Origin of the sequence: Calothrix sp. UHCC 0171 (genome assembly GCF_034931845.1) — a bacterium.
Classification (GTDB): Bacteria; Cyanobacteriota; Cyanobacteriia; order Cyanobacteriales; family Nostocaceae; genus Brunnivagina.
Window position 1 is genome coordinate 58,764 of the sequence record NZ_JAYGHN010000012.1, and the last position, 24,776, is coordinate 83,539.

The 24,776-nt window shown below is 40.6% G+C and carries 21 protein-coding genes and 1 pseudogene; 13 read left to right on the forward strand and 9 right to left on the reverse strand.

What is annotated here, in order from left to right; all coding sequences use genetic code 11:
* Position 1 precedes the first annotated feature (1 nt).
* The 5 genes from VB733_RS11570 to VB733_RS11590 all read left to right on the forward strand — a co-directional run bounded on the left by VB733_RS11570 (position 2) and on the right by VB733_RS11590 (position 4,734).
* Entirely contained in the window at positions 2-253 is a 252-nt protein-coding gene (locus VB733_RS11570; RefSeq protein ID WP_323340238.1) for a potassium-transporting ATPase subunit F, read from the forward strand.
* 112 nt (positions 254-365) lie between these two features.
* Entirely contained in the window at positions 366-965 is a 600-nt protein-coding gene (gene kdpC / locus VB733_RS11575) for a K(+)-transporting ATPase subunit C (RefSeq protein WP_323340239.1), read from the forward strand.
* A gap of 78 nt (positions 966-1,043) precedes the next feature.
* Entirely contained in the window at positions 1,044-2,240 is a 1,197-nt protein-coding gene (locus tag VB733_RS11580; RefSeq protein ID WP_323340240.1) for an anhydro-N-acetylmuramic acid kinase, read from the forward strand.
* A gap of 165 nt (positions 2,241-2,405) precedes the next feature.
* On the forward strand, positions 2,406-2,897 hold the full coding sequence (locus tag VB733_RS11585; RefSeq protein WP_323340241.1) for a hypothetical protein: 492 nt from the start codon (positions 2,406-2,408) through the stop codon (positions 2,895-2,897).
* A gap of 274 nt (positions 2,898-3,171) precedes the next feature.
* On the forward strand, positions 3,172-4,734 hold the full coding sequence (locus VB733_RS11590) for a serine/threonine-protein kinase (RefSeq protein WP_323340242.1): 1,563 nt from the start codon (positions 3,172-3,174) through the stop codon (positions 4,732-4,734).
* A gap of 390 nt (positions 4,735-5,124) precedes the next feature.
* Here VB733_RS11590 and VB733_RS11595 read toward each other — a convergent pair whose 3' ends face one another.
* The 4 genes from VB733_RS11595 to VB733_RS11610 form a co-directional block, all read right to left on the reverse strand.
* A complete protein-coding gene (locus VB733_RS11595; RefSeq protein WP_096615283.1) occupies positions 5,125-5,322 on the reverse strand; it encodes an NblA/ycf18 family protein in 198 nt (65 codons plus the stop codon).
* A 584-nt stretch (positions 5,323-5,906) separates the two neighbouring features.
* Complete coding sequence (locus tag VB733_RS11600) at positions 5,907-6,632, reverse strand: Stp1/IreP family PP2C-type Ser/Thr phosphatase (protein WP_323340243.1); 726 nt, start codon at positions 6,630-6,632, stop codon at positions 5,907-5,909.
* Between the two features lie 27 nt (positions 6,633-6,659).
* Positions 6,660-8,345: an AarF/ABC1/UbiB kinase family protein gene (locus VB733_RS11605; RefSeq protein ID WP_323340244.1), complete on the reverse strand. Its 1,686-nt coding sequence runs from the start codon at positions 8,343-8,345 to the stop codon at positions 6,660-6,662.
* Between the two features lie 128 nt (positions 8,346-8,473).
* Positions 8,474-8,797 (reverse strand): DUF6825 family protein, encoded by a 324-nt coding sequence (locus tag VB733_RS11610; protein WP_323340245.1) that lies wholly within the window; start codon positions 8,795-8,797, stop codon positions 8,474-8,476.
* A 231-nt stretch (positions 8,798-9,028) separates the two neighbouring features.
* Between VB733_RS11610 and purM the strand changes: the two genes are divergently transcribed.
* Positions 9,029-10,057, forward strand: a complete 1,029-nt coding sequence (gene purM, locus VB733_RS11615; RefSeq protein WP_323340246.1) for a phosphoribosylformylglycinamidine cyclo-ligase — start codon at positions 9,029-9,031, stop codon at positions 10,055-10,057.
* Between the two features lie 484 nt (positions 10,058-10,541).
* Positions 10,542-11,228 carry a PHP domain-containing protein gene (locus VB733_RS11620; RefSeq protein ID WP_323340247.1) on the forward strand — a complete coding sequence of 229 codons (687 nt, stop codon included), beginning with the start codon at positions 10,542-10,544 and terminating at the stop codon, positions 11,226-11,228.
* Between the two features lie 99 nt (positions 11,229-11,327).
* Here the strand turns inward: VB733_RS11620 and VB733_RS11625 are convergent, their stop codons facing one another.
* Positions 11,328-11,582: a hypothetical protein gene (locus tag VB733_RS11625; RefSeq protein WP_323340248.1), complete on the reverse strand. Its 255-nt coding sequence runs from the start codon at positions 11,580-11,582 to the stop codon at positions 11,328-11,330.
* A 489-nt stretch (positions 11,583-12,071) separates the two neighbouring features.
* On the opposite strand from VB733_RS11625, the gene VB733_RS11630 reads away from it, so the two are divergent.
* A complete protein-coding gene (locus VB733_RS11630; RefSeq protein ID WP_323340249.1) occupies positions 12,072-12,878 on the forward strand; it encodes a DUF2993 domain-containing protein in 807 nt (268 codons plus the stop codon).
* Between the two features lie 159 nt (positions 12,879-13,037).
* On the opposite strand, the gene VB733_RS11635 is transcribed toward VB733_RS11630, so the two are convergent.
* Positions 13,038-13,754, reverse strand: coding sequence for a tetratricopeptide repeat protein (locus VB733_RS11635; protein WP_323340250.1), 717 nt, complete (start codon positions 13,752-13,754; stop codon positions 13,038-13,040).
* Between the two features lie 458 nt (positions 13,755-14,212).
* On the opposite strand from VB733_RS11635, the gene VB733_RS11640 reads away from it, so the two are divergent.
* The 4 genes and pseudogenes from VB733_RS11640 to VB733_RS11655 all read left to right on the forward strand — a co-directional run bounded on the left by VB733_RS11640 (position 14,213) and on the right by VB733_RS11655 (position 18,044).
* Positions 14,213-14,677: a hypothetical protein gene (locus tag VB733_RS11640; protein ID WP_323340251.1), complete on the forward strand. Its 465-nt coding sequence runs from the start codon at positions 14,213-14,215 to the stop codon at positions 14,675-14,677.
* 93 nt (positions 14,678-14,770) lie between these two features.
* Positions 14,771-15,328, forward strand: a pseudogene (locus VB733_RS11645) (glutathione S-transferase family protein).
* 189 nt (positions 15,329-15,517) lie between these two features.
* Positions 15,518-16,246, forward strand: a complete 729-nt coding sequence (locus VB733_RS11650) for a hypothetical protein (protein ID WP_323340252.1) — start codon at positions 15,518-15,520, stop codon at positions 16,244-16,246.
* A gap of 241 nt (positions 16,247-16,487) precedes the next feature.
* The gene (locus tag VB733_RS11655; protein WP_323340253.1) at positions 16,488-18,044 is read left to right on the forward strand and encodes an HlyD family secretion protein; all 1,557 of its coding nucleotides are present in this window, start codon (positions 16,488-16,490) and stop codon (positions 18,042-18,044) included.
* 286 nt (positions 18,045-18,330) lie between these two features.
* Here VB733_RS11655 and VB733_RS11660 read toward each other — a convergent pair whose 3' ends face one another.
* Both VB733_RS11660 and VB733_RS11665 read right to left on the reverse strand, forming a co-directional pair.
* Complete coding sequence (locus VB733_RS11660; RefSeq protein ID WP_323340254.1) at positions 18,331-19,173, reverse strand: class I SAM-dependent methyltransferase; 843 nt, start codon at positions 19,171-19,173, stop codon at positions 18,331-18,333.
* Positions 19,174-19,213: 40 nt separating this feature from the next.
* A complete protein-coding gene (locus VB733_RS11665) occupies positions 19,214-19,531 on the reverse strand; it encodes a multidrug efflux SMR transporter (protein ID WP_323340255.1) in 318 nt (105 codons plus the stop codon).
* Positions 19,532-19,972: 441 nt separating this feature from the next.
* Between VB733_RS11665 and glgP the strand changes: the two genes are divergently transcribed.
* Positions 19,973-22,531, forward strand: coding sequence for an alpha-glucan family phosphorylase (glgP, locus tag VB733_RS11670; protein ID WP_323340256.1), 2,559 nt, complete (start codon positions 19,973-19,975; stop codon positions 22,529-22,531).
* 140 nt (positions 22,532-22,671) lie between these two features.
* Here the strand turns inward: glgP and VB733_RS11675 are convergent, their stop codons facing one another.
* A complete protein-coding gene (locus tag VB733_RS11675; protein ID WP_323340257.1) occupies positions 22,672-24,732 on the reverse strand; it encodes a ribonuclease R family protein in 2,061 nt (686 codons plus the stop codon).
* Positions 24,733-24,776 lie beyond the last annotated feature (44 nt).

Below are 24,776 nucleotides of genomic sequence, written 5' to 3' on the forward strand. Positions count from 1 at the left end.
GATGCTGAATAAGTTGAAAAATTATCAAAGTAGGGAATTTATCTTCAATATTTGGCGAAGCTTCCGTAGGACAAAATTACCATTAATCATCTTTTTGGGAGTGAGCCTAAATATTATTTTTTTACCTATTGTTTATGCGGCAACAGATAAAATTGAACCTCGCCATACCTATGCGATCGCAGGTTTAAGTATCATCGCATTTGGAATTATAATTTATTTATTTGATGTCATATTTAGACCAGAAAGATATTAGTATTGTTTAGTTAGTTAATTGAGTAACATTCTCAAATTTAACTTCAGAAACATGTTGTTTTCAATCCTTATTTTGAAAATTAATTTTTACCATTCTGATTATATTTAATCCCATGTTACGAAATATTCTGAAAGCTATCCGCATCAGCATAGTATTGTGGTTGCTCACAGCTATCATATACCCACTACTTATATTTGGTGTTGGACAATTACCATTCCTCAAAGACAAAGCCAACGGAAGTATTGTTTACAACTTAAAAAATCAAGCATATGGTTCAACACTAATTGGTCAAGTATTCACATCAGATAAATACTTTCATCCTCGTCCCAGTATGGTACGTTACAGTCAAGGGAAACAAGGTAAACCAACAGGAGTATCAGGGGCGAGTAATCTGGCTCCTACGAACCCAAAATTAATCAATCGCGTCATTGAAACTGCCAATGAATTGCGCGATGAAAATTTACAACCCACAGCAGATTTAATTTACACATCTGCTTCCGGCTTAGACCCCCATATTTCGATCAAATCAGCTAGAATTCAACTGGAAAGAGTCGCTCGTGCCCGTAACATCAAACAAGAAGAAATAATTCCACTCATCAATCGATTTACAGACAGTAGATTTTTAGGTATTTTTGGCGAACCAGGTGTCAATGTCTTGAGATTAAATTATACCTTAGATTTGAATGAATTTAATCGCAAGCAAAATCAGTAATTTCAGAAAATAAACTATCTTTTCTGAATAACTATAAATCTATAAAATTATCATTTTAACTAATCCAAAATCTTAATTATGGTACGTGTAATTGGTTTAATGAGCGGTACATCCGTCGATGGTATTGATGCCGCATTAGTAGAAATTTCCGGCAAAGATTTAGATATTCAAATCGAATTAATTGCTGCTCAAACCTATCCATATCCACCCAAATTGCGGGAAAAAATTTTATGGGTATGTGCAGGTGAAGCAATATCGATGCAGGAATTTGCAGAATTAGATGATGCGATCGCCTGTTCTTTTGCTGATGCTGCTCAATGTATCCAAAATAACAAAGCAGCAAGTCATGAAAAAGCTATCCTCATTGGTTCCCACGGTCAAACTGTGTATCACCGACCACCTGTACCCCTGAAGTATAGGGACATCAAAAGTTCTACTTCTCCCTCTTCAAGTCTTGGCTACAGCCTCCAACTGGGTCGTGGAGAATTAATCGCCCATCTCACCAACACCACAACCATCAGTAATTTCCGTAGTGCCGATATTGCCACAGGCGGTCAAGGAGCGCCACTAGTACCACGAATAGATGCTGCATTGTTGAGTCATCCTCAAGAAAACCGATGTGTCCAAAATATAGGCGGCATTAGTAATGTTGCGTATCTACCAGCCCGACAAGGCGACTGGTTGGAAAAAATACGTGGTTGGGATACTGGACCAGGTAACAGTTTACTCGATTTAGCAGTATATCAATTAAGTAATGGAGCCAAAACATACGACGAAAATGGTGACTGGGCTGCCAGTGGTAATATTTGTCAAACTTTAGTAGAAGAATGGTTGCAACACGAATATTTCCACACACCACCGCCAAAATCAACAGGAAGGGAATTATTCGGAGTTGATTACCTAAAACAATGCTTTGCAGATGCAGCAAAATACCAGCTTAGTCCAGCTGACTTTTTAGCAACACTTACGGAATTAACAGCAGCATCAATTGTTGAAAATTATCGTTTGTTTCTACCTCAACTACCCCAAAGAGTTCTTTTATGTGGTGGTGGTAGTCGCAACCTCTATTTACAAAATAGATTGCGATCGCGATTAGGTGAAGTCCCAGTAACAACCACCGATGAATTTGGTTTAAATGCCGATTTTAAAGAAGCGATCGCTTTTGCAGTTTTAGCATATTGGCGACAGATGGAAAATCCTGGGAATTTGCCCTCGGCAACAGGTGCAAATCAGGAAGTGTTGTTGGGTGACATTCATCAATTTAGGGCTATGTAAGCAAATGAATAATGATTAAATATTAACCACTAACCATCAACCAAATCTAAATAGCTGTGGCTATACTGGACATATTCACCGCCAGACATGTTTCAAATTTATCTCTCACATTTCTCTTTGGTCTAGGCGGTTTGTGAGTCAGGTAAAAACTTAGAAGGTGGGCAGGTGGGACACTCTTTTTTACTCGAACCTGGACGTTGGACTTTACAGGGTAGCTGGTTGGAACGTAATGCCATGCCAATTAATGTCAAAGGTATGACATTGGTTGCTTGGCACCGTGACAATTGGTTTACGATGGCTACTAAACTCATATTTCCAGGAAGCGAGATGTCTTCAGGTACGCGCGATCGCCCAGAAATTGCTTTACAGTACAAAGGTCGGCTTGATGATGGGGAACGCCATTACTCATTTTTGCTCCAGCACAATCAGTTAGGACAAATCGAAGGTGAAGGCTGGATTGGACCGGAAACCATTGTCCAACGTTATTGGGTAATTGGCACAAAGGATACCTCTCAAGCCGAAAATCGTCAGCGTCGTAGTGGCTTTGAAACTCTACAACGTCTTGATAGTGATACTTATCTTTTGACTAGTGGCATTCTTTCAGGTCATTTTCTCTCCAGCACTATGGAGGCAAAATTGGAACGTCAAGGGATGTAATTCATACTCAATCAAATAGTTTGAGATTTTTGGATGTGATATTACCGCACGGGTATTTTTTTGTGATTAAATCCGTAATATTACGGTGTTTCATCTCTTTATCGAGCGATGCTGCTTCTGCTATTTAATCTGGGAATAATAAGTTTAGAAGTCATGTTTCTCCATATATTACATTTGCGGATAGCTTCGCAGAAGTGGCTATTGCCATCCACAAGTTAATCCAAAACCTAAAATTTAAATTTAAAATCTCGAAAAGATTGGAGTCAAAGTTTTTATGTCGGACCCCAACATTGGTCGCTTACTCGGCAAACGCTACCAGCTTCAGGAATTGATTGGTACTGGAGCAATGGGACGAGTTTATCGTGCAAAGGACATCTTGTTGGGAGGCGTACCCGTTGCGGTAAAGTTTCTCTCAATGTCCATCCAAAACCAAAAGATGCGCTTGCAGGAGCGCTTTGAACGTGAAGCTAAAACCTGTGCCCTATTGGGACAAAAAAGTATTCAAATTGTCCGAGTTATGGACTATGGCGTAGATGAGCATAATATTCCCTACTATGTCATGGAATATTTGGCTGGCAAAAGCTTAAGCCATGTAATTCGCAAACAAAGTATGTCCTTACCAAGATTTTTAAGCATGGCTCGGCAAATTTGTTTGGGATTACAGTGCGCTCATGATGGTATTCCTGTTGATGGAACAATTTATCCTATTATTCACCGCGATATTAAACCCAGTAATATGTTGGTGATTATTGATCCAACTTTTGGTGAGTTAGTCAAGATTCTCGATTTTGGGATTGCCAAATTACTCCAGTCAAACACACATCAAACCAACTACTATTTGGGCACTTTAGCCTATTCTTCACCCGAACAGATGGAAGGTAAAGAACTCGATAATCGTTCGGATATCTATAGTTTGGGTGTGATGATGTTTGAAATGCTCACAGGGAAGTTACCTTTGGTTGCTCCGAACCATTCATTTGGTGCTTGGTACAAAGTACACTATTTTCAAGAACCGCGATCGCTGGCTGACATCGAGGCGGATATGAAGATTCCCCAAATCGTTGAAGATTTGATTATGGGTTGTCTAGCTAAAAAAGCTAGTGATCGTCCCCAAAGTATCAGCGAAATTTTACAGACAATTGCTTTAGTTGAGTCTAGCACCGATTCTTACCAAAAAATTACCAATACACCAATCGCGGAAAATTCATCCGCAGATAAACCAACAGTTTTAGCATTGCAGGAAGAAAAAATGCCATCGAGTCTCTCAATTACTTCATCTGAAGATATTATTAAACAAGCTTTATGGCCTAAGAGTAAACCAATCGCTGATATTGTCTTTCCCCAACCAATCCGCGTTCGCGATGAATTTTCTCCAGCTTTGTGGACGATGCTGCCGCAACTCGAAATTCAAAAACGCTCGGTTTGCACCCGCTACAACCAATTTCTATTTATCACTGCTCCTCATCCCATGTTGATGTGGATTACTGTAATTTATAATCGTCGATTCGGCGCTAAGTGGTTGCCCTACTACCTCGACCTCAAAACCGGCTTTGGTCAAGAAATAACCCGATTACTAGGACAGACTGGCTACTACCACTTGTTGTTCTTTGCCCGTGAGCAACCAAGTCATCCATGTCATGTTCTCTCTTCGACGATCGCTTCTACTCAATGTCGTCGCCTACAGGAATGGGTAGAGATGAGCCATAACCTACCTTCCTCTGCTCAACCGCAAATCAGCAAAAACTATCTCAAGAATGAGTACGAAAAAATTAAGCCCCAAATTCTCGTAAAACTGGCTGCAATTAATACTGATTCTGCTTTTGACCTGTCTGCGTAAACATGCTCACATTTTTTGGCGCAATTTTTGGTTCTGAATATTAAGTAATGTTAAAAATGTCAGCAATGCAGTTGTAAAAAAACTCTATAAGAAATATATATATAAGTGGTGTTGAATTAATAATGTTTTTTCTAGCCTATAGTTCAAGATAATCTCTTAAGTAAATTGAATTTAATTGTGTTGCGATCGCCTTGATTAATAACTATGCAGATAAAATCGCAGAGTTAGTTGTGATAATCGTGCTGACCGCATAATTAAATCGAGACAATCCTTGAGGTTTGTGTAACTATTTTAGTTGACGCCCCGGCATCCCCAGCTTGTTTCCCTGTCGGAACTAAGCAAGAGAAGGAGGTCGCCTACCATGCGCGACACTGGATGTAAATATCAGGCTTATGCCAAGGTAGTATCGGAGTCCAAGCCCCACTGATGCTTGAGGAGTTCTTTGTAAGTCGCCTCTCTCACAATCATTTGCTCGTAAAGCTTGACTAGAAAGTCTTTGGCTTGGTCGTGACTCATTCCTTCTACTTGACTAGCGAAAGAATGAATGCTGAACTGTTGTTCTAATGTCAATTCGATGGGGTTACTCATAGCACTTAGCTCCAAAAAAAGAGAAAAGAGAAAATAGAAACCTAAACGAGAAAAGCTAGATAAGTATCAGAGGTATTTGTAAATTCCTATGGGAATTACCTCGATGCCCGAAAACTACATAATACCTCTGTTATTAAGAAAGATAACAATAGTTTGACAAAATGACCACCTCTTTAGGCATGTTCTTTGCCGTCTTTAATTTTGTGATTTGACTCGTTTGGTATAGACCTCAAGTCCATTAAGGATAATTCCAGGCAATTGGGGCTTTTTTGGTTGGAATATTTATTAAGAATAATTTAGTCTTTGCAGACCGACTTTACCTCCTATATGTTGTGAGAGATTATTGTGCATTACTTGATGTCGTAATTGCCTATTCTATTTGTACTAGCACATGAATTAGAGTTTGTCAACCTGACTCAAGCTTCAAATTAACCTCCAAACAGTATGTTGATTTGGAGGTTAATGTATTTGTATCAATTTGTATTAATTAAAAATGCTCGGAATGAACAAAATTAACTAGGTTAATGGATTTTTAACTGTCAGTAAATAAGTAATAGCCAATAACCAATAATCAATAACCAAAATTAATTGTCGATCGCCACTAATACGACGGTAATATTATCATGTCCGCCGTGTTCTTTGGCAGCTTCAATGAGTGCAATCGAGGCTTTGTCAAGCATCGAAGTATCTTGCATATAGGCGGCGATTTTCTCGTCTACCAACTCTTCCGTCAAGCCATCGCTGCATAATAATAAGCGATCGCCCTGTTGGATATCGAGGGGTTGAATGTCAACATGCTGTAAATCTTCACGTCCTAAACAACGCGAAAGCACATGCCGGAAGGGATGAATTCGAGCCTCATCGGGTGAAATATCGCCAACTTTCAGGGCACGTGCTACCCAAGTATGGTCTTCGGTAATTTGATCGAGTTGGGAGTTGCGCCATCGGTATAACCGGGAATCCCCAACATGAGCGCATAATGGAGAATTTTCGCGAAAAAGCACTACCACAGCTGTTGTTCCCATATCCGAACGTTCGGGATGATTTTGCTGATCGCGAATAATTGCCTCATTCGCTTGCAAAAGCGCTTCCTCAAGTAACTTCTGTGAAGGGATGGTAGAATTCCAATTCGCCCCTAAGTAAGATTGAATTTCTTGAGTAGCAATACGACTAGCTTCTTCACCTCCCGCATGACCACCCATACCATCAGCAACAATAAAAAATCTTCCCTCTGGGTCGGTATAAAAAGCATCCTGATTGCTAAAACGAATTAAACCGGGGTCACTAGCACCGATAAAGTTTATTTTCATAAATGTCTATTTTTCTACAAGTATTTTTTAATACATTCTGTCATAACGATCGAGACGCAAAAGTGTTCTAATTAGTAGCCACGATACAAATGCAGCAATTATAGCTACAGGTATAGCCAACCATATATAATCTTTAACCAATAAAATCGAGGCAGAAAGGGTAAAAGTACCGATAATCACCGCATAAGTAGTGGTGAGTTGAATATTACTTTGCCTACGTAATAAACGCTCGGTTTCAATAGCACGCACACGCATCCTCACATCACCACGTTCGAGCTTGTCAAGGGTATCTTCGAGCCGGCGGGGTAGTCCTAGTGCGGTAGAACTAACTTGAACAGCTTGGCGACTGAGTTCGTTTAGCAGGCTATTGCCCTCAGAACCATTCATATTGCTCATAAGCTGCATTGCATAAGGTTTGGCAACTTCCATAAAGTTAAATTCAGGGTCTAACCCTTTACCGACACCCTCTAGCGTTGAGAAAGCACGCATGACAAAGGTGAAAGTAGCGGGAAATCTAAATGGCTGATTATAAGCTATTTCGTACAAGTCGTCACTAATGGCAGCAACCGACTGATTTTCAAATGGCTTATCCATGAAGTTGTCGAGCATGTACTGAACGGAGCGACGTACTGGTCCCATATCCTCAGTCGGAGATATTGCGCCTAAATTAATCAATGACTCAACTACGCGATCGCCATCTTTAGAAGCAATCCCAAACAGGGTTTCCATTAAACCTTCACGGACGTTCGACTTAATCCGCCCCATCATGCCAAAATCATAAAAAATTAATGCCCCGTCGGGACTCACGGCAATATTACCGGGGTGAGGATCGGCATGAAAAAAACCATTGTCTAAAAGCTGAAGTAGGTAAGCTTGAGCACCTTGACGTGCCAGTAATTTCCGGTCTAAGCCAGCCGCTTCCAAGGCTTCATACTGGCTAATTTTAATACCTGGAAGATATTCTAAAGTCAATACTCGTGAAGAGGCGTAACGCCAGTACACGCGAGGCACTTTTACCCAATCATAGCCACGGAAATTACGCCGGAAAGCGTCAGCATTACGTCCTTCACTCAAATAATCGATTTCTTCCCAGAGAATCTTACAGCATTCTTCATAGATGCCAATCCAGTCACGTCCTCTGCCCCATTTTGGGTGTCTCTGGAAGTAATGAGCGATACCTTTGAGAATTTGTAAATCGATTTCAAATAACTTTTTCAAGCCGGGACGCTGTACTTTAATGACAACAGCTTCCCCAGAATGCAACACCGCTTTGTGAACTTGCCCTAGGCTAGCAGCAGCTAAGGGTACGGGTTCAAAACTGTGAAATAAATCGGGAATTTTTTTACCTAATTCCTTCTCAACCGTTGCCTCGACTTGTAGGTAACTAAAGGCAGGAACTCTGTCTTGTAATTTTGACAGTTCCTCAACATACTCAATCGGGAAAATATCAGCACGAGTCGAAAACAATTGTCCAACCTTAATAAAAGTCGGTCCTAAATCGAGTAGCGTGTTGCGAATCCAGATAGCCAGGGTTTTCCGACGTGCTGCTTGCTTTATCTCTGTGATTCCTCCTGGATAACTCCAGGATTTGTTATACAGCCAAAGCCGGTACATCAACGTCAACACAAACGACCAAATATCAATAAAACGCCGCTTACTAGAATAGTTGTCACGGTTCCAACGGTATGCCTTATCTGAATAACCTTTTTCCATATGTTTTGCGTACCGTTGATTTTTTAATTGAGTCACCGGAAAAAAAAGTCACTTTAAATTAATTGTTATTTGTTATTGGTTAATGGCTGTCTGTCATGGGACTTTAGCAAATTACCAATGCCCAATGACTAACTTGCACTAGTGCGATAACGCTGCATTTCTGCCCGTAATGTGGCTATTTCCGCACGCAAATCATCAATTGTCGCTTGCGTATCAACCGATTCTGAACCAGTTCCCACATCAGACATGCCCACACCAGCACCTGCTGCTTCAGAGGCTCGGTTCGCACGTTCAATCACTTCATCTGTAAACTGGCGCATCTGCTCGCGAGCCTCAGCATCAAATTTGCCGAGTTCACTCAATACATCGGTGACAGCGTGTTCTAGACGATCGCTCAAAACTTCAGCAACAGCTCTACCAACGAAAAATGCTTGTACAAAAGGGCTAGTCATAATTATTTACAATACTTGTCCGCTAGAAAATTATAACTTGCCCTTCTACTTTGGTGAGTCTATCAATCTATTTGTCTTTTGCCAAAATATTTAAGAAAAAGTCACATTCAGGAATTTTAATTTATAGCCGGTTATACACTTTACCCTCACATCCCAGTTCTTCTGACCTTCTTCGTCTCTCTTTCATGGTAGCCTAGTATGATGCTGGAATGATTGGCGGTGTTTTGACGAATGGATTATCGCGAGGCTGGGGTTGATGTCGAAGCTGGTCGGGCTTTTGTAAATGATATTCGTAGTTTAGTTCACAGTACCTTTCGACCGGAGGTTCTTGGTGGTTTAGGTGGCTTTGGTGGTTGTTTTCAATTACCAACTGGTTACAAAGAACCTGTTTTAGTATCGGGTACTGATGGTGTCGGCACAAAGCTAAAAATTGCCCATTCTCTCCAACGTCACGATACTGTGGGCATTGATTTGGTGGCAATGTGCGTTAATGATGTCCTGACATCTGGTGCAGAACCGTTGTTTTTTTTGGATTATGTGGCGACAGGGAAGTTAGAACGAGAACAGTTAACCCAGGTAGTCGCGGGTATTGCCCTTGGGTGTAAGCAGGCTGGTTGTGCTTTATTGGGTGGTGAAACTGCGGAAATGCCAGGATTTTACCAAATGGGTGAATATGACTTGGCGGGTTTTTGTGTGGGGATTGTTGAGAAAAGCCAGATGCTTGATACTTCCCAGGTACAAATTGGAGATATTGCGATCGCACTTCCTAGTACAGGCGTTCATAGTAATGGCTACAGTTTGGTACGCAAAATTATTGACGATCATGGCTTGGATTGGGAAGATACGCCCAATTTACTTGATGGAAAAACCCTCGCCGAAACCTTCCTTACCCCGACAAAAATCTACGTCAAACCCATACTCGCCGCCCAAAAATCAGGCTTGGATATTCACGGAATGGCACATATTACTGGTGGGGGTTTACCTGAGAACCTACCGCGATGTTTGGGCAAAGGTCAAGCAATTCAAATTGAGTCCCAACACTTGTCAATTCCCCCCCTATTCCAATGGTTAGCAGAAACCGGAGGAGTCAGTCCCACAGCTATGTACAATACTTTTAATATGGGGATTGGATTTGTTATTTTAGTTCCACCCACACAAGTATCTCAAGCAATTAGTTTTTTAGAATCCCACAATATTATGGCATTTGCGATCGGTGAAGTCATTTCTGGTTCTGGCGAATTAATTGGATTACCGACTTAAAAGTTACTACATTTTATACAAGAACAGTTGAAGTATACCTTCCTGCGGAAATTTTATTTTTTCTTTTCTGCCCTAACGAACTATTAGAGTTCAAGAATAGATTAGAGACGAAAATATTTGCTCGTGAGTCGAAAAAAGATTGAATATACAGTATATACACGAAGGTGAATCAGGTTTACGTTACCTTGGTGAGTGGATTTAACGTAAGTAGAAGATTGCCGAATTCGCCAATAAGTTATCAAAGCTTGACTTACGGCTTTAACGGATTACCTGAAGTTATAATTTCTACTTTATTTGATATCTCCAATCGAAAATACTCATGACTGGTTTGCTTTTAATTTGCTAACGTAGTCTTAACATATCGAAAACTTTCGCTAACGATGACCAAAAAATAACTGACAACACTCATTGACGGTGCTGTCAGTAGCTCTGTTACATAACACGGCTATCAATTATTAAAAATTGAATCTAAAGACAAGAGGCTATGACTGTAAATTTTGCTCACACTATTGCGACTAAAGAACTTTTACAAGAAGTATTTTTAGGTATAAATGCCCAAAGTTGTCCCATGCATTTTAACTTTCACATGCATACCGTTCACTCGGATGGGAGATTGCAGCCACATACATTAATGGAACAAGCGATTACATTTGGTTTAACAGGATTGGCAATCACTGATCATCACAGTATCAGTGGTTTCCAAGCAGCACAAGCTTGGCTGGAGAATTTTCGCTGGAGCAATCCAGGTGTCAGCACACCCCATCTCTGGAGTGGAGTGGAAATTAATGCGAGCTTGTTGGATGTTGAAGTTCACATTTTGGCTTATGCCTTCAATATCGAACACTCAAGTATTAAACCCTATATCCAACGACGAATTGTGACGGGAGCAGATTATGAAGCTGCGAATGTAATAGCTGCAATCCATGCAGCCGGAGGAATTGCGGTACTGGCACACCCAGCTAGATATAGAAAATCCCACTTTGATTTAATTCCAGCAGCAGCAGAGCTAGGTATTGATGGAACTGAAGCTTTTTATGCTTACAATAATCCGAGTCCTTGGAAACCCAGCATTCGGGAAACAGAGCAAGTCCAAATCCTGGCTAACGAATATGGTTTGTATGCTACCTGTGGTACTGATACCCATGGATTAACTCTCTTGCAGCGTTTGTAATCATTGATGTTGATCAAAATTTTATTGAATGCTCCTGGTTCTCCTTACCAGGAGATTGGCAATTTTATCTTCTAACTCCTGAATTTTGGCTGATTGTTGCTAATTCTTGAAATCCTTATTTGCAATCATTGGAATCATAATTTCAGAGTAACCTGGCTGCACAATTACAAATTGATCAACACCTATATCTAAACGAGCAATTTCTCGCGCATCTCGCAGTATTATCGCCCTTTTATTTGGGTTTTCATTATATATATAAACAGTCTTGATTTCATGCTTAAAAGTTATATGGCAAACTCCCCACCAAGGAAATTTAAATGCAATGAATTCTGAGAGTAACTGCAAGCAAGTCATTAGAAAAAAAAGCCTTTTAATCGATTTTCAAGTGGTTATGATTTCTGATATGGGAATCTAGTTTGATTTTTGATGGTGTTCATTCTTGATTCATCCTAAAATAAAGCGCCTTCCCCCTTTATAAACTGAGGGCGACGCTTTACCTAGGTATTCAGGGTCTTTATATTTGCTGACCCCGTTTGAATTCGGATTTGTTAATCTTATATATTAGACTCGCATCTAACTAGAAGGAATCTTGATTATTTAATAATTTCTTTATAATTCTCCTCAAATCCATCTGATAGTGCCTGGGAGGAGAATTCCTCTACATACAGAATTTCTGATGAGCCTGATTTGTTTTGCCAATATCACATAGCAGTCACAACGGTAATTCAAGGCTGGAAACTGTTAGCCTATTAAAAGGCAATAGGCAATAGGTCAAATTACTGCTTGCTGTATTTGTCACATTTTGTTACAAACAGACATATAACTATAAAACACCAAACATACATGTTCGGCGGACTTACTGGTTTCACACAAGCAAAAGGCGATGCAAAAGGCACTGACTGGGGAGAGCAGATGCTCAATACAGTGGCGAGCCAAACGATTCGTCACTTGTTCACAAAAAGCGAGTCAGTCGAAGTAGCTGTACGCTGTTTTCCTTCAAGCAAGCTCTTACAAGGTAGTATTGACAGCTTCAAGATGAGCGGAAACGGTTTGTTGATTCGCAAAGATTTTGCAATTGAGGAAATGTCTTTTGAAACCGATGCGGTTTCGATCGATTTTAGTTCGGTGTTGAGTGGGAAATTGCAACTTAAGCAAGCAACACAAGCGATCGCCAAAGTTATTTTATCCGAAGAGGGTATTAATCGCTCATTTGGTGCAGAATTAGTGCAAAAGCGGTTGATGAATCTGGAGTTGCCGCAATTAGCTGAATTATCAGGAGGACAACCTGTTTCGTTTACCGATATTCAAGTGGAGTTGTTGCCAGAAAACCGCTTGAAGTTAATGGCGAATGCTGATTTGAATGATGGTGAACCCGTGCCGATGAATATGACTGTTAGTATTGGGATTGAGAAGCGACGACGGGTTTCGTTTCAAAATCCACAAGTCGAACTGGAAATGGTGCCAGAGTCTCAAAGGGATATGTCGCGGACTTTGAGCATGGCATTAGTAGATATATTAGACAATATGATAGATTTAGACCGTTTTGACTTAGATGGAGTCAAAATGCGACTCAATCGCTTGGAGACTGAAGGTAAAACCTTAGTTTTTAGTGGTTATGCGGAAATTGAGAGGATTCCCAGCACTGGTTGAGTAGATTGTCATGCGGCACTGCTAGTCAAGTTAAGACTATATGAGGCAAGAGTTTGTAGAGAAATTAGGATTTTTTCTCATTCCAGAGAATGTCCAGGAATCATAACTTCATGGATTTGGTAATGAGTATTTCTTGATTCGACAACTGGCAATCAGAGACTAGGAGCAAAGCAACTCACCCAGCCAGTTTTCAACTTGCGATCGCAATTTTAAACCTGTACCATCATGACTATTGGCTGACATGGGTAACAAAGCTAAAGCACGGCGATAGTCGGCGACAGCGCAATTCCAATCACCCCAGACATGATATGTTCTACCACGTTCGGCAATTATATGTCCTTCATATTGCTCAAATAGGAGAGCAATCTCAAAATTATCTAGGGCTTCCTCATATTGTCCCAAATCTCGCAATGTAATGCCGCGATTAATCCAGGCTCTGGTGTAGGTGGGATTTAAATCTAAGGCTTCATCGTAATCGTTTACTGCTGCTTCTAACTCACCACAGGCAGCATAGTAATTGGCACGGTTATTGTAGGCACTTTCTAACTTAGGATTGAGTGCGATCGCTGTATTATAATCAGTCAACGCCTTTTCCCAATCACCATATTGAAAATAAATCAATCCGCGATTATTATAGTTAGCTGCATTCCCAGGGTGACGCTCAATTAGCTGACTCAAAAGTGCGATCGCTTCATGATAATCACCTTGTCTAGCCAATTTTAATGCACAACTACGCAAATAACTATCTCCCGCAGCGCAACTGTCGCTATTGTTAGCGTCTTGATATTGAGCATTAAATGTAGAAGTCGATTTTGCTAAAAACTTCTTCGAGTAGTGCTGCTCGTCGCCAAATGCTAAAAATGTGTGACTGTTCATATCTTCCTGCCTGCGGTTGGTTATTGTTGCTGTGTGAGATTTATTGGTTGATAGTGTTGGGATTCACTTTGCCCCTGGTTAGCTCAAAAACTTGTTTTAGATAGTTTGGGCGGAAGCTTGGCAATGAGTTCGGACTGTGAGAACAGTAACTTTACAATTCTTTGTCCTAATCAATTAATGCTCAAATCTATTAATAGATACTTCATCCCCAAGTCTTATTCCCGAAAAGTGAACGTAAATTTGTCTGACTAATCCAGTAGTGAGGGTTCACAACTGATAAAATGCATTCCAGACTGAAAAATACCGATGTACACAGAGGTAAGAGACGAAAACTTAATCAAGGTTAAAAAATTAGGTTTTCAGCCCGTTGATGTTATTGTTCCCATTACCGAGTTTCTAGTCCCTATTTCAGGCTAAATAGTTTCTTATTGTTTATAAAATTTTCATAAAGTTTACTTATGACAGTTTTAACGTCTTACCATAATGCTCCCGATTTAACGACAGAAGATTATGTTGTCTTGGGTTTAGCAACCTGCTTTGTCAAAGAAGATGGCGAAGTGACAAGTGTTGAAGTTATCGAACCCATCCCTTCGGCGGCGTTAGAAGCGTTGATGAAAGGGATACCGACTTCGTATAAATTGGCATTAGGAACCACCTTAGGTAGTGTTTTGCATGGTGATAGCTGGCAAATCCCGGCTGGATTTCCCGAAAATGCCCAATTTAGTGATGAATTTGAACAACGAATTTTCGCTGCCGCTCGTACCTACAAACGACGGGATATTGCCAAATCGTTAATTCCTCAAGGTTCAACCTACAACGATTTCAAATATTCTACCGAACGCAAGCGGATACTGAATCCGGCACGAGTCGTCACCAAAGACGACAATATTAAGCAACATCCAAATACACATAAAATTCTTTAAAATAGCTGAGTAGGAGAATGGGAGAAATCTCTTTCTTCTTCGCCTTTATATCCCCGCGTCTTGGGAATTCCCCTACTCTTACCTTTAAACCCTATGCTCAAACTTTATGGTGGTGCATTTAGTCGGGCTGCGATTGTGAAATGGTATCTTGAAGAACTTGCGATCGCCTATGAGTTTATCATGTTGGATATGCAAGCTGGATAACATCGTCAAGATGCATTTTTGCAAATAAACCCGTTTGCCAAAGTCCCGGCAATTGTTGAGGATGATGGCTTCCATTTGTGGGAGTCGGGCGCAATTTTAATGTATCTGGCAGAAAAATATGCGAAAACTCCACTTTCACTTGCCCAACGTGCCGAACTCAACCAATGGATTATATTTGCTAATGCTACCCTGGGACCAGGAATTTTTGTAGAAGCAAATCGAGAACGGGAAATGCCACGTTTACTATCAGCATTAAATAGTATTCTCGAACAGCAATCTTATTTAGTGGCTGATGAGTTTAGTGTCGCTGACGTAGCTGTTGGTTCATTGCTCTGTTACATACCCTTAATGCTAAAACTGGATTTAAGCCCATACCCTGCTGTGTTGAATTATATGAAACGAATGACAGAGCGTTCTGCTTTTCAAAATAGTATTGGCAAGAGGTAATTAAGTTAAGTCCGGTTAATCACTTCAGAATTACAGACTATTCCTATCTCCTCGTCAGCATTATAGGCAAAATTGATTTAATTCTCATTAATTCTCTCCGTCATCTGGATTTAGCCTGAATCGCCCCAAAATCTTTTGTAGGCTGTTAGGGTAGTTATTGAATTTTTAGATAAACTCCTAGCTGTAAATATGCTAAATGATAAATCCTTGGCGCTAGTAAGTTCGCCAGCAGGGGCGATACAACGCTATCGTCACAGTAAATCCTATACCCAACTTCAGACTACGATAATTGCTTTAGCATTTACAACTCTCACGGCTGTCACCCTTCCAGCCTTCATTTTAGTGCAACCTACTTACGCCAGGGAGTCAATTATGGCAATACAGCGAAGTATTAAAAATGCGGCTAAAACTTCTAGTAGTTCAGTGGATACCCTAACAGAAGAGCTTGCTGACTTAGAAATTGCGCGAGGGATGCTCGATGCCAAATTGACATCAGATGCAGGCGCTATTCACAAGATTGAGAACAAAATCCATTCCTTGCGGGACAAAATTACTAAAGCTCGTGAAAATCATGCCCATGTTAACCGCTTGGTAGCAGATGCAATCAAAGCAAAAGTCGTCAAGCTGGAAATTGATGTTGCTTTGCTAAGTGCAATGTACATCACCGAATATCCAGAAGTGCAAATAGTAGAAGCACAAATCCGAAGTTTGCGATTGCGTCACAGCCAACTACAACCGCGTAATTCTCAAGTAGTATTAAATGAGGCTATCATGCGATCGCTACAAACAGAAATAGCAGAGCTTAAAGTTGCCAAAAATCGCCTCAGCCAGCAATACACACCGCAAAATCCCGTAGTTCAATACACCGATACTCAAGTTCACAGTTTACAAAAGCGACTAGCGATGTATCAAAATTAGATTTATTTGATTCTGGAAAAATTTATTTATTTTTTATTGGCTGTAAAAAAATAATTACACCTGATTTTAAGTTGATTAATGCCCATTTTCTGGTAGAGGTATTAATAGTAATACCCCAGGTAAAAACCTAAATTTGCTGAACTAAAATCCTTGAATTTGTGATTTTTCTTTGATTTTGCCAGTGTTCTGCATCTTGCCGTTAAGTCAAATTGCGTTTTAACCTCTGATACCAGGTGTGAAAATGAAATACTCGGATTCTTCAGACAAGCCTCAACCAGTAGAAGCCAATAACAGTAGTTCTCAAATAGTTCTGGAAACAGGAGGCGATATTTTTGTGAGGGCTAAAGAGCCTTCGCCATTACTGACACCTTTGGTATATCCGAAAACCCATAAACCTTGGCTTTGGGGATGCTTGACTGTCGGGACTGTAGCTGTTCTTATCGCAGGTGTTAATCGCTGGCTTTACCTGCAAGAATATGAGGAAACGAATCAAGCTTACATTACTAGTGATATTTTGCCTGTTAATGCTCGTGTTCCTGGACAAGTCGCAAACGTGACTGCGAAAGAAAATCAAAATGTCAAAAAAGGAACAGTGTTAGTCAAGCTTAACCCTAAAGAATATAAAGCAAAACTTGAGTATGTACAAGCTTCTTTAGGAGTTGTTCAAGAACAGGCAAAGGCGGCGGCAAAAAATCTCAATTCGGCAAAAGCAAAGATTACGACTCAGAAAAAATCATTACAGCCATTAAAAACGACAGACACCACTGTTGTGCAAGCACGAAATAATCTAAATGTGACTCGAACTCAGTTACGGCATTTAGAACCTAAATTAATTAAAGCAGAATTAGAGCGCGATCGCTTGCTGAAACTCCAAGCCAAGGGATTTCTTTCACCAAAAAAATTAGAAAATATTACAGTCAAGTATAATACTTTGAAATTACAGCGAAATAACCTTGATGCAAAAGTCAAGCGATCGCAAACAAAATTAATCCAAACTCAACTCAATTTTCTCGATAATCAGGAAAAGATTACCCGGGGAATTCTCACTAAAATTCAAACCAGCCTAAATTCTTTAGAAACAGAAATTAAGTTGACAAAACAGAATATCCAGAATCATCAACAACAAGCGAACAAAAATCTCCAAAATTCAAATTTTCAAGATTCTCATTCAGTCAACACAAATAATCCCCAAAAAATTGATTTATCAGACTTTAATGCTAAGTTAGCCCAACAAAAAAAATTAATAGCACAAAAAGAATCGCAAGAAAAACGCATCACCCAGCTATACTCACAAAAAAAATTGCTTCTCTTACTAGCTGAAGGTGAAAATAATAGATACGCATATGACATCAGTAAACAGCGCTATAACCTAATCCAAAATTCTATCTCTGTGATTCAGCAGCAACTCAAAACCGTACAATATCAACTCTATTACACCAAAATTACTGCTCCCACTAATGGACAAGTAAATATTAAGCGGGTGCAAACCGGGCAGAAAGTTCAATCGGGGCAAACTTTAATGTCAGTAATACCTGAAAAACCTTGGATTGCAGCAACGTTTGCAGGAGAACAATTACAAAAAATTAAACCTGGACAAAAAGTAAAGATTAAAATTTCGCAACTCTCAAATCAAACATTTACAGGCAAAGTTCAAGGTATTCATCCACCAGTATCGACATCTGCATTAACTCCGTCTCAACCATCTGTAAAAATTTCACTAGAAACAAACATTTGGACAAATCATAAATCGCAGATTAACTCAGGAACTCCTGTCACAGTGCGCGTCAAATTAAACTAAGATAAAACAGGGTTATAGCGCGATATGATTTTCAGCACCTAGTGAATGTTTCGATAACGATTGAAAAAGATTTAGGTACGTCTCAGTAGTTTAGGAAATGCTATATATAGGAGTCAGATTTGATTATTAAAAATATACGTAGGGTACGTTAGCGACAGCGTAACGTACCATTCGCGGGGATTGTATGCGTTACAAACTCCATTCTAACACACCCTACAATACGAAATTTTGTAAGTGCAAAGCACGGGCTACGCCAACAACAATCAAACATGATTTATATATTATACTAATTGTTGATTTTATTCTTATAAATTATCATTGTCGCAGCCGGTAAGGGAACCATTTTGCATCCATTATTTTCCTTGATATTGGATGACAATATATTTAAAATTTCTTCCCTTTGTGTATAGGAAAGTAAACTAGAATCAGCCTGACAAAAGAAATCCATCAGTGCTTTTCCCTTCACAGAATCCTTCTCAAAACAAAGTTGAACATCAAGGTATTCTGGATAATGAACCACCTTATACGGAAGCTTAATTTCGTCAATTATTGCCTGCATCTCCTCCATTTGCAGCATTTCTGCGAATCCTTGTCCCGTCAGAGCAGCATATTTGAACATCGTTTCAAATATTACCGCTTTATTAGTATCAAGAGTGATAATGAGAAAGCCATCATCTTTGAGCATTTCTATTCCACGTTGCACAATTAACTTCTCGGAACCTGGCATGTGATATAAACAATGGGTATAGTGAATAACATCGAACTTGTCATTTGTTTGAAAATCTTCGATTTTGTCGGCATGAATTTCCTTCTCAACATCCGCAAACTCTGGATTATTAATTCTTTGCTCATAGCGATGGCGATGTATATGATTTGGTTCCACAGCAACATACTTGAGGGATAATTTGTCTGCGAGATGTTGCTTGAGAGATTTGATTACCTCTATATCAAAATCACCTGGTCCAGAGCCTATACTTAACACAGCTACTTGTGTACCTTGTGGCTTGAGGTTCTGTTGCATCAAATCAATTCCCACTTGACGATTAACCTGCCATTTTTCTAAGAACACTTGATAGCCAGCATCATAGGCTTCATACATTTTGATTTCGATATCGGTAGAATTAGTCATTTACATTTATCCTAATGTTTGATTATTTATTACTATTCATTTAGTATTTATTTAAGTTTATTCCGATTACACCCACAAATATTAAGCCGATAAAAAATGCTTTGGTGGGATTTATACTTTCTCTAAAGAGGATAGTTCCTAATATCGATGTACCAATGATTCCAACCCCAGACCAAACCGCATAGCCAAGACTGACTTCAATATTTTTGAGGGACAATCCAAAGAATAAAAAAGCTAGAGGATAACCAATAGCTGCGCCAATTATATAAACTTTCTCTGTCAAACCATTTGCTAACTTTAAGCAAGTTGTCCCAAATATTTCACAGGCAATTGCGATGAACAAATAAAGCCAAGACATTTATATCTCCCTATGAACTGCTCTGACTCAACCCAATTAATACTGAGTTGTTATCTATCCATCCAACAAGAACAATACTGACAATTCTCTTCAAACCTTAAAATCTAATCACATTACAAATCTTAAAGACTACAATTCCTTAAAAAAATTAACAAAAATTTAATGCTGGTGAATTTTGAGCTATTTTGACGATTAATTCCGACTAAATCATTAATTTTTACGATAAAAATACCTGAAATATACTCAAAATCACAAATTGCAACCTCTTTTAACCCTTACGCCAGCATTACAATATCCTTTTGTTTACATAACTTCATTAAGTCAAGATAAACTCACAAAGAGAGTATAAATAATTGGCAACATTGGTAAAAGAAAGGGAACAATACCCATAGAGTTATTTTTTGTGGCTTTCCTTCGCTCTTAATTGGAGCTTCCAATCTTATGCAGCCAATTCGCACTTTTAACGTATCTCCCTCGCTTCCCCCTCGACTAGAACCCTTGCGCCAAATTGCCTATAATTTGCAATGGGATTGGAATGTCGAGGCAAAAGATTTATTTCGCCGTTTAGACCCCGATTTGTGGGAATCTAGTCGCCACAACCCAGTTCTGATGCTGGGTACTATTAGCCAAACTCGTTTGACGGAAGTTGTCGAAGATGATGGCTTTTTAGCGCAAATGGATCGAGTCGCACAGCAGTTAGAAGATTACCTCAAAGAACGTACCTGGCATAAAAAACAGCGTGCAGGTAAGCCCAAGGAATGTTACGCTTACTTTTCGGCTGAATTTGGGTTGGCAGACTGTCTGCCCATATATTCTGGCGGTTTAGGCGTTCTTGCTGGTGATCATCTCAAATCAGCCAGTGACTTAGGTTTGCCGTTAGTTGGTGTGGGTTTACTTTATCAACAAGGGTATTTTGCACAATATCTCAACGTCGATGGTTGGCAACAGGAACGCTACCCCATCAATGATTTTTACAATATGCCCTTGCACCTCGAACGTAACCCAGATGGTTCGGAATTGCGAATTGAGGTAGATTATCCGGGAAGAAAGGTATACGCCCGTGTATGGCGCGTCCAGGTGGGTTGTGTGCCATTGTATATGCTTGATACCAACATTGAACCCAACAATCCCTACGACCATGATATTACCGACCAACTGTATGGCGGCGATATCGATATGCGTATCCACCAAGAAATCATGTTGGGTATTGGTGGTGTACGGATGTTGAAAGCGTTGGGTTACAACGTCACGGCGTACCATATGAATGAAGGTCACGCAGCGTTTTCAGCCTTAGAACGCATCCGCATGTTAATTCAAGAGCAGGGCTTGAGTTTTGCCACTGCCAAACAAGTTGTGCTTTCCTCAAATATCTTTACTACTCATACCCCCGTACCCGCCGGGATTGACTTATTTTCGCCAGACAAAATGCTGCATTACCTGGGGTACTACGCAGATGTGTTTGGTATGAATAAGGAGGAATTTTTAGGATTAGGTCGCGAAAATACTGGGGATTTGTCAGCACCCTTTAGTATGGCGGTGCTAGCTTTGAAAATGGCGACATTCTCCAATGGTGTGGCTCAACTCCATGGGGTTGTGTCGCGGCAAATGTTCAAGGGCTTGTGGCAAAATGTCCCTGTCACCGAAGTCCCAATTGGGGCAATTACCAACGGCGTTCATGCTCGGAGTTGTGTAGCTAAATCTACACAGGAATTATACGATCGCTATCTCGGTCCAAATTGGTCATCGGCTGCACCTGATAGCCCCTTATGGGAACGGATGGACGCAATCCCTGATGAAGAATTATGGCGGAATCACGAACGCTGTCGGTTAGATATGATACTGTACGTGCGCGATCGCCTGGTGAAGCATTTGCGTGAGAGAGGCGGTTCACCCTCAGAAATCGCTCAAGCACGGGAAGTTCTTGATCCCAATGTATTTACAATTGGTTTTGCCCGTCGTTTTGCCACCTACAAGCGGGCGACATTGTGGATGCGCGATGTTGAACGTATTAGAAAGATTTTATTGGCGAACAAAGACCGTAAGGTACAATTTGTGATTGCTGGGAAAGCACATCCCAAAGATATTCCCGGTAAAGAATTAATTCGCGACATTAACCACTTTATTCGTGAAGAAGGCTTAGAAAAACAAATTGTTTTTGTCCCCAATTACGATATTTATATTTCCCGGTTAATGGTTTCCGGGTGCGACATCTGGTTAAATACACCCCGTCGTCCTCGCGAAGCATCGGGAACTAGCGGCATGAAGGCAGCAATGAATGGCTTGCCTAATTTAAGTGTGCTTGATGGTTGGTGGGATGAAGCTGACTACGTGCGTACAGGTTGGGCGATTGGACATGGGGAAATGTATGATGACCCCACATATCAAGACGAAATTGAGGCGAATGCATTGTACGATTTACTGGAGAAGGAAGTCGTACCATTATTTTACGATCGCGATGTCGATGGTTTGCCAAGACATTGGGTGGCGAAAATGAAAGATGCCATTCGTTTAAATTGTCCTTTCTTCAATACTGCGCGGATGGTGGGAGAATATGCACAACGAGCTTATTTCCACGCTAGTGATAGATACCATACCCTGACTGCTGACAACTATATCCCCGCCAAAGAACTGGCAGAGTGGAAAACCCAACTCTGCGATAAGTGGTACAACATCAAAATCAAAGATGTTCAGATTTCCTCTGGCACTGATATTTTAGTCAACCAGAATGTCACCGTCTCCGCCAAAATTGATTTAGCCCACTTGAGTGAAAATGATGTACAAGTTGAATTGTACCAAGGTGCGATCGATGCTAATGGTGAAATTGTTAATGGCGCACCCGTGGTGATGAAATGCCAAGGTAGTGAACATGGACTAAGTAACTACACTGCCGAAATTGTATACAATGCTTCTGGCTTGCAAGGATTATCTTTGCGGGTTTTACCAAAACACCCATACTTATCGAGTCCATATGAACCGAGATTAATTGTTTGGGCTGAGTAAATTTCATTTTGATTGTTGGAGGTACTGAGTATTAATTACTCAGGACTTCAGCTTTCTCTGAGGCAAACTATATCGAGTCACTTTCGGGGTGAGTATTTTGCTCGCCCTACTTGTGACAATTTATGAGTTCAACCTCAATTTTAATTTGCCGTACTTTGCGCTTCTTGATAAATAATTTCTTGGAACTGGATTACATCTTTTTGCGGATCGGAAATACTCACTTTAATTAATATCTCATCACCTAAATTCACATCACGTTTGAAGAACATTGGTAACTGCAAACCCAAATCTTCAATTAAAATCAGTGCTAAACCGCTATCTTCCCGTAACCACATCAATACAGTTGCTTCCCAAATTTCATCATTATGGCGACGTAAATACTCCAGTGCCCAATAACGGTTAGTTTGCCGTTCCACCATTGTCACTTCTTGAGTCACACTTGTGACAGTCATCATTACCTCTTTCAGTTGTTCGGCGGAGAAAGGTAAAACCTCACCGCGTAAATGTGCTTTCAACTGAAAATGTGTGAGTAAATCGCTGTAACGACGAATTGGTGATGTTGCTTGTGTATAGGTATCCAAACCCAAACCAGCATGGCGAACAGGTGTAATGCTCATTTCGCTCTTGGGCATACAGCGACGCATGGCACAGGCACGCACAAACCCCGCAGGTAACAAAATTAACTCCTCTTCCGGAGGTAATTCCGGCTGCGGTTGTCCGCGAAATGGTAGGGGAATGTTATTTTCTTTACCATAACGGGCGGCAACTTCACCAGCCACAATCATCATTTCCGCAACTAGTTGGCGCGATCGCGAATCCTGTAATAAGTCAATACTGATTTCATCGCCTTTGACTTTAATCATCGCTTCCGGCATGTTGATACTAATTGCCCCTTGGGCGTAGCGCCAAGACTTGCGTTTTTCTGCCCAATTGGCGATCGCAGCTATTTCCGGTTCTGCTTCCACCCCTAATTCCAACATTTCATCCACATCTTCGTATGTCAGACGGTATGTTGGCTTAATCAAACTGGCGTGGATGCTGTAATCGGTAACGGCTCCATTCCCGTCTAAAATAATACCAAAACTTAAAGAATAACAAACTTTTCCCTGAACTAGGCTCATTGGTCCAGTTGCGAGGACTTCAGGGAACATGGGTATCATACCCGTCGGTAAATATACTGTACTGCCACGTTTTCTAGCATCTAAATCTAACTCATCTTCTGGCATCAGCCAGCGTGTTGGGTCAGCAATATGCACCCACAGGCGATCGCGTCCGTCAGGTAATTTTTCCCAACTCAAACCGTCGTCAATTTCGGTTGTACTTTCATCATCGATTGTGTACACCTTGAGGTGTATGAGGTCGAGACGATTTGTATCTAAATCGGGAGGATTGGACTCCAAACGCTGCTGCGCCACTTCTACCACCTTACTAGGAAATTGCACGGGAATTGAGGAACGACGTAAAAATAGGTTTTCATTAGCACTCCATATTCCTAAATCTACTAAAAGTTGAAACGCGCCTTGGGGAGTAGCTGGACGCGATAACATGTTCATCGTTTCCAATACGGTTGCCGGAGGTGGATAGGCTCGCGACAGGGAGTCATAATTTACGCCTGGTTTGCCAATGTCGGCAAGTAAAGCGGCATATTTTTCCAGCGCTTCAATCCGGTGGCGATCGTGACGTTGCCACTCGACATTATTACCTTGAAGTGCTTGTTCAACTCGTTCTAAAAATTCTTGCTGTCCTCTGGCTTTGAGGGCTTCTACTTCTAATTGGTGTTTGCGATCGGCTACCTGGGTGGATGTGCGCGGTTCGTAGGCTTCACCCTTCTGCTTGAAGTACATTTTATCATCCGAGAGCAAGCAGTGAGCCGCATAACACTGGGTCGGTAGGGTTTCGGAAAACAATAAATTCGCCATCTCTTTCGGCGTAACTGTTTCCCCATCTTCCACTAACAATTCCCAAGCCACTTCTAGACTCGACGGGTCTAAGTATGTTTGAACTTCTTTCAAAAAACTTGGTATTTGCGACGATTGGTAGGTTTCTCCGCTAACGATATAGCTGATTTGTCGAGGCACCAAACTGTGGGATTGTCCTCGTTCATCAATTACAAATGTACGGGTTTTCCCATCTGGACGGTCTACTACCCCCAAACGGCGATCGCTTCCAACCCGAAATTCAACTAGCGTCCCCTTCTCCACAAGCCTTGCACTTTAATTATTTATAGTGAGATTCAGTTAGATAA

Excerpts from the sequence above, each read along its gene's own strand:
- VB733_RS11655 (WP_323340253.1), top strand. The coding sequence starts at position 16,488 with ATGAAATACTCGGATTCTTCAGACAAGCCTCAACCAGTAGAAGCCAAT.
- VB733_RS11570 (WP_323340238.1), top strand. The coding sequence starts at position 2 with ATGCTGAATAAGTTGAAAAATTATCAAAGTAGGGAATTTATCTTCAAT.
- VB733_RS11590 (WP_323340242.1), top strand. The coding sequence starts at position 3,172 with ATGTCGGACCCCAACATTGGTCGCTTACTCGGCAAACGCTACCAGCTT.
- VB733_RS11640 (WP_323340251.1), top strand. The coding sequence starts at position 14,213 with ATGACAGTTTTAACGTCTTACCATAATGCTCCCGATTTAACGACAGAA.
- glgP (WP_323340256.1), top strand. The coding sequence starts at position 19,973 with ATGCAGCCAATTCGCACTTTTAACGTATCTCCCTCGCTTCCCCCTCGA.
- VB733_RS11665 (WP_323340255.1), bottom strand. The coding sequence starts at position 19,531 with ATGTCTTGGCTTTATTTGTTCATCGCAATTGCCTGTGAAATATTTGGG.
- VB733_RS11595 (WP_096615283.1), bottom strand. The coding sequence starts at position 5,322 with ATGAGTAACCCCATCGAATTGACATTAGAACAACAGTTCAGCATTCAT.
- VB733_RS11620 (WP_323340247.1), top strand. The coding sequence starts at position 10,542 with ATGACTGTAAATTTTGCTCACACTATTGCGACTAAAGAACTTTTACAA.
- VB733_RS11580 (WP_323340240.1), top strand. The coding sequence starts at position 1,044 with ATGGTACGTGTAATTGGTTTAATGAGCGGTACATCCGTCGATGGTATT.
- VB733_RS11630 (WP_323340249.1), top strand. The coding sequence starts at position 12,072 with ATGTTCGGCGGACTTACTGGTTTCACACAAGCAAAAGGCGATGCAAAA.
- kdpC (WP_323340239.1), top strand. The coding sequence starts at position 366 with ATGTTACGAAATATTCTGAAAGCTATCCGCATCAGCATAGTATTGTGG.
- VB733_RS11650 (WP_323340252.1), top strand. The coding sequence starts at position 15,518 with ATGCTAAATGATAAATCCTTGGCGCTAGTAAGTTCGCCAGCAGGGGCG.
- VB733_RS11610 (WP_323340245.1), bottom strand. The coding sequence starts at position 8,797 with ATGACTAGCCCTTTTGTACAAGCATTTTTCGTTGGTAGAGCTGTTGCT.
- VB733_RS11625 (WP_323340248.1), bottom strand. The coding sequence starts at position 11,582 with ATGACTTGCTTGCAGTTACTCTCAGAATTCATTGCATTTAAATTTCCT.
- purM (WP_323340246.1), top strand. The coding sequence starts at position 9,029 with ATGGATTATCGCGAGGCTGGGGTTGATGTCGAAGCTGGTCGGGCTTTT.
- VB733_RS11605 (WP_323340244.1), bottom strand. The coding sequence starts at position 8,345 with ATGGAAAAAGGTTATTCAGATAAGGCATACCGTTGGAACCGTGACAAC.
- VB733_RS11600 (WP_323340243.1), bottom strand. The coding sequence starts at position 6,632 with ATGAAAATAAACTTTATCGGTGCTAGTGACCCCGGTTTAATTCGTTTT.
- VB733_RS11660 (WP_323340254.1), bottom strand. The coding sequence starts at position 19,173 with ATGACTAATTCTACCGATATCGAAATCAAAATGTATGAAGCCTATGAT.
- VB733_RS11635 (WP_323340250.1), bottom strand. The coding sequence starts at position 13,754 with ATGAACAGTCACACATTTTTAGCATTTGGCGACGAGCAGCACTACTCG.